13 protein-coding genes are annotated in these 15724 nt (G+C 75.1%); 6 read left to right on the forward strand and 7 right to left on the reverse strand.

All coding sequences use genetic code 11. From position 1 onward, the window contains the following. Positions 1-19 precede the first annotated feature (19 nt). The 5 genes from CRP51_RS10385 to CRP51_RS10405 all read right to left on the reverse strand — a co-directional run bounded on the left by CRP51_RS10385 (position 20) and on the right by CRP51_RS10405 (position 5763). Positions 20-646: a histidine phosphatase family protein gene (locus CRP51_RS10385; RefSeq protein ID WP_097230786.1), complete on the reverse strand. Its 627-nt coding sequence runs from the start codon at positions 644-646 to the stop codon at positions 20-22. Further along, a complete protein-coding gene (locus CRP51_RS10390; RefSeq protein WP_245880493.1) occupies positions 643-1716 on the reverse strand; it encodes a 2-hydroxyacid dehydrogenase in 1074 nt (357 codons plus the stop codon). Before CRP51_RS10390 ends, CRP51_RS10385 begins: the two co-directional genes overlap by 4 nt. A 56-nt stretch (positions 1717-1772) precedes the next feature. Continuing rightward, positions 1773-3248, reverse strand: coding sequence for an FGGY-family carbohydrate kinase (locus CRP51_RS10395; protein ID WP_097230788.1), 1476 nt, complete (start codon positions 3246-3248; stop codon positions 1773-1775). Then, positions 3241-4707 (reverse strand): FGGY-family carbohydrate kinase, encoded by a 1467-nt coding sequence (locus CRP51_RS10400; protein WP_245880494.1) that lies wholly within the window; start codon positions 4705-4707, stop codon positions 3241-3243. Before CRP51_RS10400 ends, CRP51_RS10395 begins: the two co-directional genes overlap by 8 nt. Positions 4708-4959: 252 nt before the next feature. Then, positions 4960-5763, reverse strand: coding sequence for a DeoR/GlpR family DNA-binding transcription regulator (locus CRP51_RS10405; RefSeq protein WP_245880495.1), 804 nt, complete (start codon positions 5761-5763; stop codon positions 4960-4962). A 135-nt stretch (positions 5764-5898) separates the two neighbouring features. Here CRP51_RS10405 and CRP51_RS10410 point away from each other — a divergent pair, with 135 nt between their 5' ends. Next, positions 5899-6843, forward strand: a complete 945-nt coding sequence (locus CRP51_RS10410) for a quinone oxidoreductase family protein (RefSeq protein WP_097230791.1) — start codon at positions 5899-5901, stop codon at positions 6841-6843. Between the two features lie 79 nt (positions 6844-6922). After that, positions 6923-8260: a family 43 glycosylhydrolase gene (locus tag CRP51_RS10415; protein WP_097230792.1), complete on the forward strand. Its 1338-nt coding sequence runs from the start codon at positions 6923-6925 to the stop codon at positions 8258-8260. Positions 8261-8307: 47 nt separating this feature from the next. Here the strand turns inward: CRP51_RS10415 and CRP51_RS10420 are convergent, their stop codons facing one another. Further along, a complete protein-coding gene (locus tag CRP51_RS10420) occupies positions 8308-9213 on the reverse strand; it encodes an alpha/beta fold hydrolase (RefSeq protein ID WP_097230793.1) in 906 nt (301 codons plus the stop codon). A gap of 49 nt (positions 9214-9262) precedes the next feature. Between CRP51_RS10420 and CRP51_RS10425 the strand changes: the two genes are divergently transcribed. Beyond that, positions 9263-9994, forward strand: coding sequence for a TetR/AcrR family transcriptional regulator (locus CRP51_RS10425; RefSeq protein ID WP_097230794.1), 732 nt, complete (start codon positions 9263-9265; stop codon positions 9992-9994). 35 nt (positions 9995-10029) lie between these two features. Here the strand turns inward: CRP51_RS10425 and CRP51_RS10430 are convergent, their stop codons facing one another. After that, complete coding sequence (locus CRP51_RS10430; RefSeq protein ID WP_097230795.1) at positions 10030-12324, reverse strand: exo-beta-d-1,3/1,6-glucosidase; 2295 nt, start codon at positions 12322-12324, stop codon at positions 10030-10032. 234 nt (positions 12325-12558) lie between these two features. Here CRP51_RS10430 and CRP51_RS10435 point away from each other — a divergent pair, with 234 nt between their 5' ends. The 3 genes from CRP51_RS10435 (at position 12559) to CRP51_RS10445 (ending at position 15652) form a co-directional block, all read left to right on the forward strand. Continuing rightward, positions 12559-13239: a TetR/AcrR family transcriptional regulator gene (locus CRP51_RS10435; RefSeq protein WP_097230796.1), complete on the forward strand. Its 681-nt coding sequence runs from the start codon at positions 12559-12561 to the stop codon at positions 13237-13239. Positions 13240-13306: 67 nt separating this feature from the next. Further along, complete coding sequence (gene meaB / locus CRP51_RS10440; RefSeq protein ID WP_097230797.1) at positions 13307-14338, forward strand: methylmalonyl Co-A mutase-associated GTPase MeaB; 1032 nt, start codon at positions 13307-13309, stop codon at positions 14336-14338. Between the two features lie 117 nt (positions 14339-14455). Next, a complete protein-coding gene (locus CRP51_RS10445; RefSeq protein WP_097230798.1) occupies positions 14456-15652 on the forward strand; it encodes a lactonase family protein in 1197 nt (398 codons plus the stop codon). Positions 15653-15724: the final 72 nt, after the last annotated feature.

A 15724-nucleotide genomic window follows, 5' to 3' on the forward strand; every position in this document is an offset into this window, starting at 1 on the left:
TGCGTTCCCTTCGGGCGGGTCAGGCTTGCAGGGGGTGGTTCAGCGAGAGCAGGGCGGCCGGGTGGGCGGGGTCGTCGGGCAGCCGGATCTCGGTCACCGCGACGTTCTCGACCCGGGGGAAGAGCCGCCGGTAGTGGGTGTGGGGCAGTCCCAGCAGCGCGCACAGTCCCAGGCGGAGCGCCGTGCTGTGTGCGACGACCAGCACGGTGCGCCCGGGGAAGCGCGCGCCGATCGCGCGGAGCGCGGCGCTCACCCGGGCGGCGACCTCGTCCGGCGGTTCGGCGCCGGGGAACGGGTGGGCGGCCGGGTCGGCGACGAACCGGCGCACCGTCTCGGGGTCGGCCTCGGCCCTGGTGCGTCCCTCCAGTTCGCCGAAGTCGGCCTCGCGCAGGCCCGGTTCACGCAGCAGTTCGACGCCGAGCGCCTCGGCGGCCGGGGTCGCGGTGCGCACGGCGCGGCCCAGCGGCGAGCTGACGACGGTGTCGACGCCGGCGGCGACGGCACCGCGCGCGAGTGCCGCGACCTGGCGCAGGCCGTTGTCGGTCAGGTCGGGGTCGGTGCGGGCGCCGGCGTAGCGGTTCTCGGCGTGCCAGACGGTCTCGGCGTGCCGGGCGAGCAGCAGCCGCGCGGGCGTCGGGGTGCTCATCGGGCCTCCAGGACCTCGGGGTTGGCGCAGTGCAGCGGCGCGTCGCCGCGCAGCCAGCGGCCGGCCTCGGCGGCGACCATGGTGGCGGCGCGACGGGCGGTGGCGCGGCTCGCGCCGGCGAGATGGGGGCTGAGGACCGCGTTGGGCGCCGAGCGCAGCGGGTGGTCGGCGGCCAGCGGCTCCTCGTCGAAGACGTCGAGCCCCGCGGCGAAGAGGTGTCCGTCGGCCAGCGCGGCGGTCAGCGCCTCGTAGTCGAGGAGGCCGCCGCGCGCGCAGTTGACCAGCACGGAACCGCGCGGCATGGCCGCCAGCGCGGCGGCGTCGATCAACCCGGCGGTCTCCTCGGTCAGTCGGGCGTGCAGGGAGACGACGGAGGAGGAGGCCAGCAGCTCCGGCAGCGAGACCAGGCGGGCGCCGGGCGGCAGCGCGGCCGGGTCGGTGTAGGGGTCGGCCACCAGCACCTCGGCGCCGAGCGCGTGCAGCGCCCTGGCGACACGCGCGCCGACCGCGCCGCAGCCGACCAGGCCGACGACCGAGCCCGCGATCTCCAGGCCGGTGGCGTCGTAGGCGTAGAAGCCGCTGTCCCAGCGCCCGGCCCGCATACTGTCCTGGGCGTGCGGCACCCGGCGCATCGCGGCCAGCATCAGGGCGAGGGTGTGCTCGGCGGTGGACTCGGCGTTGCGGCCGGGGGCGAACGTGACGCGCACCCCGTGGGCGGTGGCGGCGGCGAGGTCGGCGTTGACGGGGCCGCCCCGGGAGACGGCGAACAGCTCCAGCTCGGGACAGGCGGCCAGGACCCGTGCGGTCAGCGGCGCCATCTGGGTGAGGCAGACCCGCGCGCCGGCCAGCGCCTCGATCATCGCCTCCTCGCTCCCCGACGCCTCGTCGACCTCCGCGACGGGCCCGAACGGCACGTGCGGCCAGGGGAGTTCGAGTGTGCGCGCGTCCCAGGACGAGGGGCCGCTCTGGGCGTGCAGGGCTTCGAGGAGCAGGCTGTTGAGCACGAAGTCGTCGCCGGCGAGCAGGACGGGGACCGGTCGGCCTGCGGCCTCGTCGCGGGGGTGGCTCACGGTGGGTCCTTTTCCTTTCGGCCCGTCGGGGGGCCCGGCGGGTGGGGCGGTCGGCATCAGGGGCGTTCCTCGGCGAGGCGGGGGTCGAGCCAGCCGCGTTCCGCGAGCGCCTCCAGGAAGGCGCGGTAGCCGGGGAGCAGGGACGCGGTGCGGGCGGGGTCGGGGGTGAGCGTGCGGCGGACGCGGACCAGGCGGCGGGCGGCGGCCCGCAGGTCGCCGCCGACGGAGCCGGCGGCCAGCACGGCCATGCCCAGGGCCGGTTCCGGGGTCTCGGGCAGTCGGACGGGGAGGCCGAGCATGTCGCAGCGGAGCTGGTTCCACCAGTCGTTGCGCGCGGCCCCTCCGGTGAGGGCGACGGGCCCGTCGACGGCGCAGCCGGCGGCGGCCAGCAGCGCGAAGGAGAGCCGTTCGACGTGGGCGACGCCGGTGAGGACGGCGGCGAACGCGGTTTCGGGGTCGTCGCCCACGGCCAGCGGACCCTCCCCCAGAAAGCCCTCGGCGTCGGGGGCGACGAACGGGAACCGCTCGCCGCGCCCGACCAGCGGATAGCAGACCGGCACGGTCTCGACGCGGGCGGCGGAGGCCGTCAGCTCGGCGAGCGCCGGCTGGTCGGCGTCGGGGAAGAGGTGGCGCACGGCGGCGGCGCCGGTGGAGGAGGCGCCGCCGGGCAGCCACAGGTCACCGTGCGGGGCGCGGTGGGAGTAGACGGCTCCGGTGGGGTCGGCGGGCAGCCGGGCCTGGACGCCCTTGAGCGCGAGGGTGGTGCCCAGCACGGCGTTCCACTGGCCGATCTCCAGGGCGCCGGCGGAGAGTTGGGCGGCGCAGGCGTCCGTCATGCCGGCGACCACGGGGGTTCCGGCGGGGAGGCCGGTGGCGCGGGCGGCGGCGGGGGCGATGGTGCCGAGCACGGTGCCCGGCCGGACGACGTCGGGCAGCACGGCGGGGTCGACGCGCAGTCGGCGCAGCACCTCCTCCGGCCAGCGCAGGGCGAGCAGGTCGTAGCCGGTCTTGAGGGCGTGGCTGGTGTCGCTGGCGACGGGGTGGCCGACGAGGGCGGCGGCGACGACGTCGGGCTGGTGGGCCAGGCGCGCGCCGCCGTCGAGCAGCCCGAGGTCGCGCCACCACAGCAGCTTGGGCAGCGCCCAGGCGGGCTGCATCCGGTAGCCGAGGGCGGTCCACAGGTCGGCGCCGGCCTCCTGGGCGGTGGCGGCGAGCGCGGCGGCGCGGGTGTCGTCGTACATCACGCCGGGGGTGCGCGGGGTGCCGTCGGGGTCGGTGAGGAGCACGGTGCCGGAGGTGGCGCAGACGGCGAGCGCGCCGACGGGGCGGCCGGCCAGCGCCTCGGCGACCTCGGCCAGTGCCTCGGTGGCCAGCCGCCGCCAGTCCGCCGGGTCCTGCTCGTGCCGGACACCGTCCCGGTGGCTGGTCAACGGGCGTGCGGCGACCGCGAGTTGGCGCCCCGCCTCGTCGACGGCCAGGGCCCGGACGCTCTGGGTGCCGACGTCGACGCCGATCCAGACGGGCTCAGCCATGGTCCCGCCACTCCGCCCAGCGGGTCGCCGCGAGCGCTCTGGTGGCGAGGAACTCGGCGTGTTCCGCGTCGTGGAACCCCCGGACGCCCGTGTCCGGCGCGTAGCGGGCGCTCGGCCGGACGAGGGCACGGGCGGCGGTGGTCAGGTCGGGGTGGTCGCCGAGCGCGGTGGCGGCGAAGAGCAGGGCGCCCTTGGCTCCGACCTGGGTGTCCTCGGTGCGGACGGCCGGCACCCCGGTGATGTCGGCGATCAGTTGGCACCACAGGTCGCTGGCGGCGCCGCCGCCGCACAGGCCCAGCTCGACCGGGCGTCCCGGCGCGGCGTCCAGGCAGTCCCTGATGACGTGGGCGAGCCCCTCCAGCACGGCCCTGGCCAGGTGTTCCCGGCCGTGGGAGAGGAGCGCGCCGGTGACCAGACCGCTGGCCGCCGGGTCGAGGAACGGGGCGCGCTCCCCCGCCGGGGAGAGGTAGGGCAGCACGCGGAGCCCCTCGGCGCCGGGGGCGGCGCGCGCGGCCAGCGCGGTCAGCTCGGCGTGGTCGCGCAGGCCGAGCAGCGCGACGAGCCAGTCGAGGACGCCGGTGCCGGCGAGCGTGGGGAAGGCCCGCATCAGGCGGCCCGGGGCGCCGAAGTCGAGGGTGAGGCCGGCGGGTCGGGCCTCGGTATCGGGCGCCTCGACCAGCATCTCGGTGCACAGCGTGGTGCCCAGCACGCAGGTCGCCCGGCCGGGCTCCGTGGTGCCGACGCCGAGGGCGGTGGAGACGATGTCGTAGGGGGCGAGGACGACGGGGGTGGTGGGCGGCAGGCCCAGCGCCTCGGCGGCCCCGCCGGTCAGCTCGGCGATCTGCCGTTCCCCGGTGAGCAACGGGGGCAGCAGCCGGCGGTGCGCGGTCAGCCCGTAGGTCTCCAGCAGGGTGTCGGTGTAGGCGCCCGCGCGGATGTCGAGCCAGGGGGCCGACGCCTCGGACGGCTCCAGGCCGAGGACGCCGGTCAGCCGCAGGAAGAGCCAGCTGCCGCAGGTGAGCACGGAGTGCGCGGCGGCCAGCGTCTCGGGCTCCTCGTCGGCGAGGTGGCGCAGCACGGCGTTGGGCAGCCCGGCGTTGGTGAGCGAGGCGTTCACCCGGAAGGCGCGTTCCAGCACGCCGTCCTCGGCCCAGCGGCGGACGACGTCGGCGGCGCGGCCGTCGTTCCACAGCACGGCGGGGCGGACCGGGCGGTGGTCGGGGCCGACCAGCCAGGCGCCGTCGCCCTGGGCCGTCAGCGCGAGAAACCGCACGGGCCGGCCGGCGCGGGTGACGGCCTCCCGCACGGTGGCGACGACCGCGTCCCAGACCTCGTCCATGTCCTGCTCGGCGCGGTTCCTGGCGGGGTGGTGAACGGCGGTGTCGCGCCGGGTCACCACGCGTTCCCTTCCCTCGGCGTCGAAGACCACCGCCTTGATCACGGTGGTGCCGGCGTCCACACACACAGCGACCGGTCCGTCCGATGTCACCGTCCGGTGCCCCTTCCTGGTCATCGTCCTGGCCGAGCCCGAAGTGAGGCGTATTACAGGCAGGACCTCCGGTATTTCGCAACTTTTCACATCGATCTTGATGACACGTCACCACCGGGATGGTGAACGTCCAGGTGGGACGGCATGGTGGGAGATCTACCCCGATGGGCCAACCCCATTAACTTCACATGACTTAGCAGTGACGGGTCTCGTGGCGGGGAGTCAGCCGCGCACCACGTCGACGCGGGCACCGCGCGCCCGCAGCCCCCGGACCGTCAGCTCGGGCGTGCCGTCGTCGACGACGACGCGGTCCAGGTCGGCTATGCCCACCAGCCGGTGCTGGGCGCGGCGCTCGAACTTGGTGTGGTCGATCATCGCGACCGTCCGCGCCGCCGAGGCGATCAGCGCCCGGCGGGTGATCATCGTGCCCAGCGACTGGAGGTAGCAGAAGCCGTCGGCGACCGCCGTGGTGGACAGGAAGAGCACGTCGGGCCGCAGCTCCGACGCGGCCTCGGCCGTGGCCCGCCCCAGGAACGAGTCGTAGGAGGCGTCGTAGCGCCCGCCCAGGCCGATCAGCTCGATGCCGGGCTGGGCGGCCAACGCCCGCACCACCGGCAGGAAGTGGGTGACCACGGTCAGCGGCGCCCGTTCCGGGAGGAGCCTGGCCAGCACCAGCGAGGTGGTGGAGTCGTCGAGGGCGACGACCTGCCCGGACTCGACCTCGCTCGCCAACACCTCGCGCGCTATCGCCGACTTGGCCTCGACCTGGGCCTGCATCCGGTGCTCCAGGTCGCCGTGGAAGGTGGTGGTGGGCGCGCTGGTGGCCCCGCCGCGCACCTTGTGGAGGAACCCGCGCCGCTCCAGCTCGTCCAGGTCGCGGTGGACGGTCATGATGCTGACGGCGAACTCCCTGGCCAACGCGTCCACCCGGACGAACCCGGCCTCCGCCACCCGCCGCCGCATCGCCACCCGGCGCAGCTCGGGGTTGCGGCGGGCACCCTCGGCGGCGAAGGGATCGTTGACCACCTCACCAGCATCGCACGCGGGCCGGAACGCACCGGCCGCCACCAGCCGTTGAACACCAAGGGTGACCATTCCATGACTTACAGTGTTCGGCATGGTGTCGTCCGGCACCGTTCGGACGGATTGTGAGGGGGCGTCATGCGCGCGGTTGTGATGGAGAGGTTCGGGGGCCCCGAGGTGCTGCGGGTGGTCCGCGTCCCCGAGCCCCGCCCCGGCCCGGAGGAGCTGCTGGTCGACGTCGTCCGCGCGGGGGTGAACTGGACGGACGTGCACGCCCGCACCAACTCCTCCTGGGCGCCCGTGGAGTTGCCGCACGTGCCCGGGGCGGAGGTGGTCGGCAGGACCGCCGAGGGGCGCCGGGTCGTCGGGCTCACCCTGGCCGGCGGCTACGCGGAACGGGCGGTGGTCGACCGGCGGATGGCCTGGGAGGTGCCGGAGGACATCGGGGACGACGAGGCGATGCCGCTGCCGCTCCAGGGCCAGGCGGCCTGGCACCTCCTCTTCACGGTGGCCCGGATCCGCCCGGGACAGCGGGTGTTGGTGCCGGCGGCGGCCGGCGCGCTGGGGTCGATGGCGGTACAGCTCGCGGCCGAGGCCGGCGCCCGGGTCATCGCGCTGGGCAGCACGGAGGAGCGGCGCCAACTGGCGCTGGCCCTGGGGGCGGAGGTCGCGGTGGACTCGGCGCCCGAGGGCCTGGCCGAGCGGGTCCGCGACGCGGCGGGCGGCCCGGTCGACGTGGCGCTGGAGATGACGGGCGGCCCGGTGCTGCACGAGACCATCGCCGCCCTGGCGCCGCGCGGCCGGCTGGTGATCTACGGCTGCGTGGGCGGTGCGCCGACGGACCTGCCGACGCGGGCGCTGATGGACCGTTCGGTCACGGTCTCCACGTTCTGGCTTCCGCACCTGCGGGAAGCCGGCGCGGCGCTGCCCACCAGCATGGCCGCGCTCTACGACGCGGTCCGGCGGGGCACCCTGCGCCCGATGAACGGCGGCGTCTACCCGCTGGGCGAGGCGCCGGCCGCGCACCGGGCGCTGACGGCCCGCACCCACCTGGGCAAGTTGGCGCTCGACCCGTCGCGGTGACGCGCGACCCCTGTGGAGGGGACGCGAGTTGGGCTATGACTTACCGGTGTAGACCATTTTCCAGCCGAAGGGTCCGCCCATGCGTCACCGGAGACTCGCGTGCGTGGGGGTGGTGGCGGCGCTCGGCGCGCTGCTGTCGGCCTCCCCCGCCGTCGGGACCTCGACCACCGCGCCCGAGGAGGGGGTTTCGACCGCCGCCGTCGCCCCACGCCTCGCCATCGACGACGACTTCCCCGACCCCGACGTCATCGAGGTCGGCGACACCTACCACGCCTACTCGACCAGTTCGCGTCACGGCCGGGTGCCGCACGCGACCGCCCCCGGGCCCGACGGGCCGTGGACGATACGGGGCGACGTGCTGCCGGAGAAGCCCGCGTGGGCCGGGTCCGGCGGCTTCTGGGCGCCGGACGTCTCCCCACGGGCCGACGGCCGCTACCTGATGTACTTCACCGGCCCCGACACCGCCTCGGGGCGGATGTGCCTGGGCGCCGCGCTCGCCGACGGCCCCGAGGGACCGTTCACCGCGACCTCCGACCGCCCGCTGGTGTGCGACGCGGGTGAGGGCGGCGACATCGACCCGTCGAGCTTCGTCGACGAGGACGGCACCCGCTACCTGCTCTACAAGAACGACGGCAACGCGATCGGCCAGCCGACCGTCATCTGGCTCCAGCGCGTCGAGGCCGACGGCCTCACCCTCGTCGGCCCCCGCACCGAGCTGCTGCGCAACAACCTCCCCTCCGAGGACGGGGTGATCGAGGCGCCGGTGCTGGTCAAACGCGCCTCGCAGTACGTGCTGTTCTACTCGGCCGGCGTCTACTCCACCCCCAACTACCAGACCAGCTACGCCGTCTCGTCCTCCCTCACCGGCCCCTACACCCGCGCCTACCGCCCGCTGATGACCACGGGCAGCCTGGACGGCGCGGTCTCGGGCCCCGGCGGCGCGGACATCGGGGACGGCCGGATCTTCTTCCACGGCGCCCTCCCGGCAGGCGGGCGCGGTCTGTACGTGGCCGACCTGGGCTGGGACAACGACTACCCGGTGGTGCGCGGCAGCCGCGTCCGCCACGAGGCGGAGCGCGGGACGCTGAGCAACGCCAGCGTGCGCGAGGCGCCCGGCGCCTCCCAGGGCGCGGTCGCCGCCGGCATCGACCACGCCGACAGCGCGGTCGACATCCGCGTCTTCGCCGCGAGCGCCGGCACCCACACCCTGCACATCGGCTACGCCGCCGGCTACGGCGAGGCCCAGCACGCCCTGTCGGTCAACGGCGTCTCGGCCGGCGCGGTGACCTACCCGGACCGGGGCTGGGAGAACTGGACGGAGGTCGCCGTCGACGTCGAGCTGAACGCCGGCGCCAACACGGTGCGCCTGGGACACCTCAGCCGCTGGGCCGAGTTGGACTACGTCGAGGTCTCCTAGCCGGTGTCCGCCGACGCGCCGCCGGAGCCGTGGCTCCCGGCGGCGCGTCAGCCGTCCGCCAGTTCGCGGACCGCCGCGGTGACGCGCGCCCAGGACGGCTCGGGAAGCTCGTGCCCGACCCCGGGCAGCAGGACGAGACGCGCGTGCGGGATCCGGGAGGCGATCTCCTTCGCCGCGCTCGGCTTGATCAGCGGGTCGTCCGCCCCGTGCAGCACCAGCGTGGGCCGGCTGACGGCGCCGATCGCCGGGCCGTGCCACTGGGCGCCGACCTGCCGGCTCTGCGCCTGCTGGTCGAGTATGCCGCCGTCGGCGTTGCGCTCCGCCGCCTCGCGCGCGGCCCGTTCGTCGAAGGGCCGGTGCGGGGAGGCGAGGAGCCGGGAGACCGCGACCCCGGCCTCGACGGCTCCTTCCCTGGTGTCGGGGAACCTCAGCCTGGCGAAGCGGGCCAGGGTCCGTTTCCTGATGTAGCGCGCGGCCCGCAGGCCGGCGACGTCTCCGGGGACCGCCGCCATGGTGGTGAGCGTCCGCACCCGGTCGGGGTGCCGCAGCGCCACCCGCTGGACGACGCCCCCGCCGAGCGAGACACCCAGCAGATGGGCCGAACGCCACCCCAGGGCGTCCAGAACGGCGACGGCGTCGTCGGCCATGTCCTCGGCCGTGTACGCCTCGCCGCGCTTGCGGAGGAGCGCGGAGATCGGGCCGCGCGCCGCGGCGGGCGGGAGCCGGGTCGACTCGCCGCCGTCGCGCTGGTCGTAGCGGGCCACGGCGAAGCCCTCGGCCGCCAGCATCCGGCAGAGGCCGTCGGGGACCCAGTGCCGGTTGACGCCCAGGCCGGTGGCCAGCAGCAGCGGCTCCCCCTCGGCGCCCTCGGTCAGCGCGTCGAAAGCGAGCCGCACCGCGCCGTTCTCGGCCCAGCGCACCGGACTCCAGGTGCCCGTCGGGGATGTGGACATGAGGACCTCCCATAACTGCGATCAGTGTTCGCAGTTTCTAGGGTAGGCGATGCTGTGGAGGAACCGAGCGACGGGTGGAGTGGTGGACGAGGAACACGTGGTCGTCTGGGAACGGCCCGAGCGCGGCACGCGGGGACCCGCCGCCGTGCACAGCAGGACCGAGCTGGCCGCCGTCGCCGTCACGCTCGCGGACCGGGACGGCCTCGCCTCGCTGTCGACGCGCCGGCTGGCCACGGCACTGGGCACCGGCCAGGCGTCCCTCTACCGCTATGTGGCCGGCCGCGAGGACCTGCTCGACCTGATGACGGACGCGGTGACGGGCGAGATCGACCTCGACGCCCCGCTCGACGGCGACCCCGTCGCCGACCTCACGGCCCTGGCGGTCAGGACGAGGGCCGTCTATCTGCGCCACCCCTGGCTCTCCGACGTCCCGCCGGAACCGCTCAGGCTGGGACCCAGAGGGCTGGACTACCTGGAGTACGCGATGCGGGCGATGGCGGACGTGCGGCTGCCGGGGCGCGCCAAAGCGGAGGTCGTGGCGCTGATGAACGCCCTGGTCGCACAGTTCGCGCGGGCGGAGCCACGGGACGGCGACGGGGGCGATGACCGGCGGGCGGCACGGGCGGGCTACCTGGTCCGCGCCGCCACCGCGGGAGACCATCCGCACCTCGCCGCCGCGCTCGCCGAGGACGCCGACGTGAGCCCGCGGGAGACCACGGAGGAGCTGTTCGAACGGACCATGCGCCGGGTGATCGGCGGCCTGCTGTCCGGCGCCCGCTGAGCGCCCACGCCCCGGGCGGGGCGTGGGCGCCGCGTTCAGCCCTTGATCGTGAAGCCGGCGCGCAGCAGCGCCTCGTCGCGGGAGGAGGGACCGACCAGCAGCTCGAACGCCCCCGGCTCCACCACCCGGTTGCCCGCCGCGTCGACCAGGGTGCAGTCGGCGGCCGGGAGTTCGAGCGCGACGGTGGTCGACTCGCCGGGCGCCAGGCGGAGTTGGCGGTACCCCTTCAGCTCCTTGGCCGCCCAGGTCACCGAGGTCACCGTGTCGCTCACATACAGCTGCACGGTCTCCAGGGCCGGCCGGTCACCGGTGTTGGTCAGGGTCACCCGGGCCCGCACGGTGTCCTCGGCCTCCAGGACCGGGGTGAGCACCTCCAGGTCCCGGTATTCGACGGTGGTGTAGCTCAGCCCCTCGCCGAAGGCGAACGCCGGGCTCTGGGTGAGGTCGGCGTAACGCGTGCCGTGCTGCCCGCGCAACTGGTTGTAGTAGGTGGGCTGCTGGCCCACGTGCCGGGCGAACGAGACGGGCAGCCGGCCGCTGGGCTCGACGAGCCCCAGCAGCATCTCGGCCAGCGCCCGCCCCCCGCGCATCCCCGGGTTGGCCGCGTAGACCACGGCGGCGGCGTTCAGCGCCGAGGGCGGCAGCACCAGCGGCTTGGAGCTGAGCAGCACCACCACCAGCGGCTTGCCGGTGGCGGCCAGCGCGTCGAGCAACGCGACCTGGCCGCCGACCAGTTCGAGCGTGGCGGTGGAACGGCTCTCGCCGACCAGCTCGATCCGGTCGCCGACGACGGCCACCACGTGGTCGGCCGCCTCGGCGGCGGCCACCGCCTCGGCGATCAGCGCCTCGTCGGGCTCGGCGGGCAGCACCACGTCGGGGCGCGGCTGGCCGTCGGGGAAGAACGCGCCCTCGGGGTCGCGCCCGACGGTCAGGATGTCGGCGCCCCTGGCATGGGTGACGGTCCAGTTCTCGGGGGCCACGGCGCGGAAGCCGTCGAGCACGGTCTGGGTCATCTCGCGCGGGTGCCCGTCGGGCATCAGCCAGTCGGTCTGGCCCGAGGCGCCGGCCCAGTCGCCGAGCTGGGTGTGCGGGTCGTCGGCGTTGGGCCCGATCACCGCGACGGTGCGCGGCGCGGCGCCGTCGGCGGCGACGGCGCGGCCGTCCGCGTCGGCCGTGAGGCCGCCGTCCAGCGGCAGCGTCCCGTCGTTGCGCAGCAGCACCAGGGACCGGCGGGTGATCTCCAGGTTCAGCTCGGCGTGGGCGGCGGAGCCGATCACGGCGGCCTGGCGCTCGGGGTCGGGGTGGCGCGGGTCCTCGAAGAGCCCCAGCTCGAACTTGAGGGTGAGGATGCGGCGCACGGCCGCGTCGATGTCCGTCTCCGCCAGGGTGCCCTCGGCCACCGCGCGCAGCGCGCCCTCGTAGAACTGCGGGGTGGTCATCACCACGTCGTTCCCGGCACGCACCGCCTTGGCCGCCGCCTCGGTGTGGTCGGCGCAGATCAACTGCTCCCACACCATCCGCCCGACGTTGTCCCAGTCCGTGACGAGCGTGCCGGTGTAGCCCCACTCGCCGCGCAGCACCTCGTTGAGGAGCCAGTCGTTGATGGTGATCGGCACGCCGTCGATGGACTGGTAGCCGAGCATGAAGGTGCGGCAGCCCTCGCGCGCGACCCGCTCGAAGGGCGGCAGGAACCAGGAGCGCATCTTCCGTCTGCTGAGGTCGGCCTCGCTGGCGTCCCGCCCGCCCTGGGTCTCGGAGTAGCCCGCGAAGTGCTTGGCGGTGGCCAGGATGGCGGTGGGGTCGGTCAGTCCCTCGCCCTGGTAGCCGCGGACCATCGCGGAGGCGAACTCGCCGATCAGGAACGGGTCCTCGCCGAAGGTCTCGGAGACCCGGCCCCAGCGCAGGTCACGGGTGATGCAGAGCACGGGGGAGAACGTCCAGTGGATGCCGGTGGCCGCCGTCTCCACGGCGGTCGCGCGCGCGACCCGCTCGATCAGCGCCGGGTCCCAACTCGCCGCCATCCCCAGCTGGGTGGGGTAGATGGTGGCGCCCTTCCAGAACGAGTGCCCGTGGATGCAGTCCTCGGCGACCAGCAGCGGGATGCCGAGCCTGGTCTCGGCGGCCAACGCGTTGGCCTCGACGACGCGTTCCGGCGGGGTGTGCAGGATGGAGCCCACGTGCAGGTCGCGCACCAGGTGCTCGACGCCTTCCATGCCGGACAGCTGGAGCATCTGCCCGACCTTCTCCGGCAGGGTCATCCGACCGATCAGGTCGGCGACGCGCTCGGCGACGGGCAACGCGGGGTCGCGGTAGGGCGCAGGGGAGTTCACGGGGGTCCTTTCCCGAGGTGTCGCGGGCGGGGCGCGCGGCGGGCCCGCGCCCCGGGCCCGCACCCCGTCGTGCGGACGCCGCGCGCGGCGCTGTGAACGGGGGTCACCGTGACTCCCGGGGCGAACAGTGCGGACAACCGCGCTGGTGAGGCGCTGCGACGACGCTAGCACTGAAAACCTCCGGATGGAGGTTTTACTGGTTCCGGGACTCCTTCCGGTACTACTGTGCCCCGCATGACGAAGCCCCCCGCGCCCGCCGACCCAGCGCCGCGCCGCGGCCCTTACGCCAAGGGCGTCGAGCGGCGCAGGGAGATCCTGGACCGGGCGATCGAGGTCTTCGCCGAACGCGGCTCCGAGGGCACCTCGCTGCGCGCGATCGGCGACGCGCTCGGCGTCTCGCACGCGGCGCTGCGGCACTACTTCTCCTCGCGCGAGGAGCTGTTGCTCGAGGTCTACCGGTACGCCGAGGAACGTTCCTCCGAGCGGGACCCGGAGGCGCCGGGCGGCTCGGCGGTGGGGATGATGACGCACGCGGCCCGCCGCAACCGTCGGGTGCCGGGGCTGGTGCAGCTGTACTCGACGCTGCTGGCCCACGCGTTGGACGACGACCACGAGGAGTCGCGGGAGTTCTTCGCCGCCCGCTTCGCCGGGCTGCGCGCGACGCTCGCCGCGCGGGTGGCCGCGGGGCAGGCGCGCGGGGAGATCCGGGGCGACGTGTCGCCGGCGTCCGTGGCGGCACTGGTCATCGCCGCCTCGGACGGGCTCCAGGCCCAGTGGCTGCTGGACCCCGCGGTCGACGTGGAGGAGACCCTGGCGCTGCTGGAGTCGCTGCTGACGCCGGGGGGCGGTGGCGGGGAGGCGCCGGGAACGGGGCGGCCGGAGGCGGGCGTTCCCGGGGCGGGGGCGGCGGAATGATCTACCATGCGCGCATGGCCGCCCTCACCGACGCTCCCCCCGTGTCCGTGCCGACGGGTCGCCCGTCGTGAGCCCGCCGGCACCGCCCGAGCCCGACGACTACGTCCGGGGGGTGCGGGAGGGCTCGCGCGCCTGGATCGCCCGCACCGTCACGCTGCTGGAGTCCCGCCGTCCCGACCACCAACAGCGCGCGCAGGAGGTGCTGTTGGGGCTGCTGCCGCACGCCGGGCGCTCGCACCGGATCGGGATCACCGGCGTGCCAGGGGTCGGCAAGTCGACGTTCATCGACGCGTTCGGCTCGCTGCTGACCTCCACCGGGCACCGGGTCGCGGTGCTGGCCGTCGACCCGTCGTCGACCAGGACCGGCGGCTCCATCCTCGGCGACAAGACCCGGATGGAGCGGCTGGCCACCGACGAGCGGGCGTTCGTGCGCCCCTCCCCCAGCGCCGGCACCCTCGGCGGGGTGGCCAAGGCCACCCGGGAGGCCGTGGTGGTGATGGAGGCGGCCGGCTACGACGTGGTGCTGATCGAGACGGTGGGCGTCGGCCAGTCGGAGACCACGGTCGCCGACATGGTGGACACCTTCCTGGTCCTGGCGCTGGCCAGGACCGGGGACCAGCTTCAGGGCATCAAGAAGGGCGTGCTGGAGCTGGCCGACGTGATCGCCGTCAACAAGGCCGACGGCCCGCACGAGCGGGAGGCGCGCGGCGCGGCGCGCGAACTGCGCGGCGCGCTGCGGATGATGCAGCCCGTCGACCCCGACTGGACGCCCCCGGTGCTCACGTGCAGCGCGCGCGAGGAGGCCGGGCTGGACGAGGTGTGGGAACGGGTGCGCCGCCACCGCGGCGTGCTGGAGGCGTCGGGTCGGCTGAAGCGGCGCCGCGACGACCAGTTGGTGCGCTGGACCTGGTCGATGGTGACGGACGCGGTGCTCTCCCGGCTGCACCGGCATCCGGCGGTGCGTGAGCTGGCACCGCTGGTGGAGGCCGAGGTGCGGGACGGTTCGCTGACGGCGGCGCTGGCGGCGCGGCGGCTGGTGGCCGCGTTCACCGGGACGGAGGCGGAGCCGGAGGGCGGCACCCGGGAGCCGGGCGGCTGAGCCGACCGCGTTCCCGGTGTGCGCGACGAGTGTCAACTCTCTTCCCCCGTACGGTGGTTGCCTGGATGCTGTGCTCTGCACCTTCCGCACCATCCGCCACGACGAGGGAGTTGACCGATGCCCCCACCACCGGTTACCCGACGCACCGCGCTGACGCTCTTCGCCGCCACGGCCGGCGCCCTGCCGTTCGCCGCCTCGGCCGCCTCGGCCGCCTCGGCCGCCACCGCCACCCCGGCGGCACCGGCCGCGCCGGTACCGCGCGCCGATCCGGCGCGCTGCTATCTCGGTTCGGCGCTCACCGAGATCGGGGTGGCCACTGCCGACCCCGCCACGGGCGCGCTGACGCTGGACGCGACGGTGGCGGGCAGCCGTTCCGCCTTCCTGGCCCTCTCCCCCTCCGCCGAGGCGCTGTACTCGGTGATCGACGAGGAGGGCGGCCGGCTCGACGCGTTCGCGCTCGACGCGGAGGGCTCCGTGACGGGGACGCTGGGCTCCGCCGGGGGGCTGGGCGCGGGCCCCTGCCATGTGGCGGTCCACCCGGACGGCGGCCACGCCTTCTCCGCCAACTACAACGACGGCACCGTGGCCGTCGTCGCGCTGCGGGAGGACGGCGCCCCCGGCGAGGTGACCCAAATCGTCCAGCACACCGGCTCGGGTCCCGACCCGGACCGGCAGGAGGGCCCGCACGCGCACATGGTGCTCATCGACCGGGGCGGCGCCCGGCTGCTCGCCGTCGACCTGGGCAACGACTCGGTGTACGCCTACGCCTTCGACGCCGAACGGGGCGAGCTGACCGAGGAGCACAGGTCGCCGATGCCCCCGGGCTCGGGCCCCCGGCACATGGTGCTCCATCCGGACGGCCGCACGGCCTATGTGCTGGGCGAGTTGGACTCGACGCTCACCGCCTGCTCCTACGCCGCCGAGACCGGTGAGCTCACGCCGGGCGCGGTGGTCTCGCTGCTGCCCGAGGGCGCCGACCCGGCGGGGAACACCGGGGCGGAGGTCGTCGTCACGGCCGACGGCCGCTTCGTCTACGCCTCCAACCGGGGCGACGACAGCGTCGCGGTCTTCTCCGTGGCAGGCGACGACGAGACCGCGCCCCGGCTGGTCGGGCACGTGGACAGCGGCGGGGCGACGCCCCGCCACATCAGCCTGGGCGAGGGCGACGGGCATCTGTATGTCGCCAACCAGACGGCGGGAACGGTCGTCGTCTTCGCCAGGGACGCGGAGAGCGGCGAGCTGACCCGGGTGGGAGAGCCGCTGCCGCTGTCGGGCGTGGAGTGCGTGCTGCCGGCCGCCTCCGTGCTGGGCTGACCGCCGGCGCGCGCCCCGGAGCTCGTCACGCGAACCGGGGCGCGCGTCGACCGGCACGCGCGGTGGTGCACG

Source organism: Streptomyces zhaozhouensis, assembly GCF_900230195.1.
Taxonomy (GTDB): domain Bacteria; phylum Actinomycetota; class Actinomycetes; order Streptomycetales; family Streptomycetaceae; genus Streptomyces; species Streptomyces zhaozhouensis.

What these genes read in the sequence shown, in the direction of transcription:
- CRP51_RS10420 (WP_097230793.1), bottom strand. Translation starts at nt 9,213, where the DNA reads ATGTCCACATCCCCGACGGGCACCTGGAGTCCGGTGCGCTGGGCCGAG.
- CRP51_RS10410 (WP_097230791.1), top strand. Translation starts at nt 5,899, where the DNA reads ATGCGCGCGGTTGTGATGGAGAGGTTCGGGGGCCCCGAGGTGCTGCGG.
- CRP51_RS10395 (WP_097230788.1), bottom strand. Translation starts at nt 3,248, where the DNA reads ATGGCTGAGCCCGTCTGGATCGGCGTCGACGTCGGCACCCAGAGCGTC.
- CRP51_RS10415 (WP_097230792.1), top strand. Translation starts at nt 6,923, where the DNA reads ATGCGTCACCGGAGACTCGCGTGCGTGGGGGTGGTGGCGGCGCTCGGC.
- CRP51_RS10425 (WP_097230794.1), top strand. Translation starts at nt 9,263, where the DNA reads ATGCTGTGGAGGAACCGAGCGACGGGTGGAGTGGTGGACGAGGAACAC.
- CRP51_RS10435 (WP_097230796.1), top strand. Translation starts at nt 12,559, where the DNA reads ATGACGAAGCCCCCCGCGCCCGCCGACCCAGCGCCGCGCCGCGGCCCT.
- CRP51_RS10445 (WP_097230798.1), top strand. Translation starts at nt 14,456, where the DNA reads ATGCCCCCACCACCGGTTACCCGACGCACCGCGCTGACGCTCTTCGCC.
- CRP51_RS10385 (WP_097230786.1), bottom strand. Translation starts at nt 646, where the DNA reads ATGAGCACCCCGACGCCCGCGCGGCTGCTGCTCGCCCGGCACGCCGAG.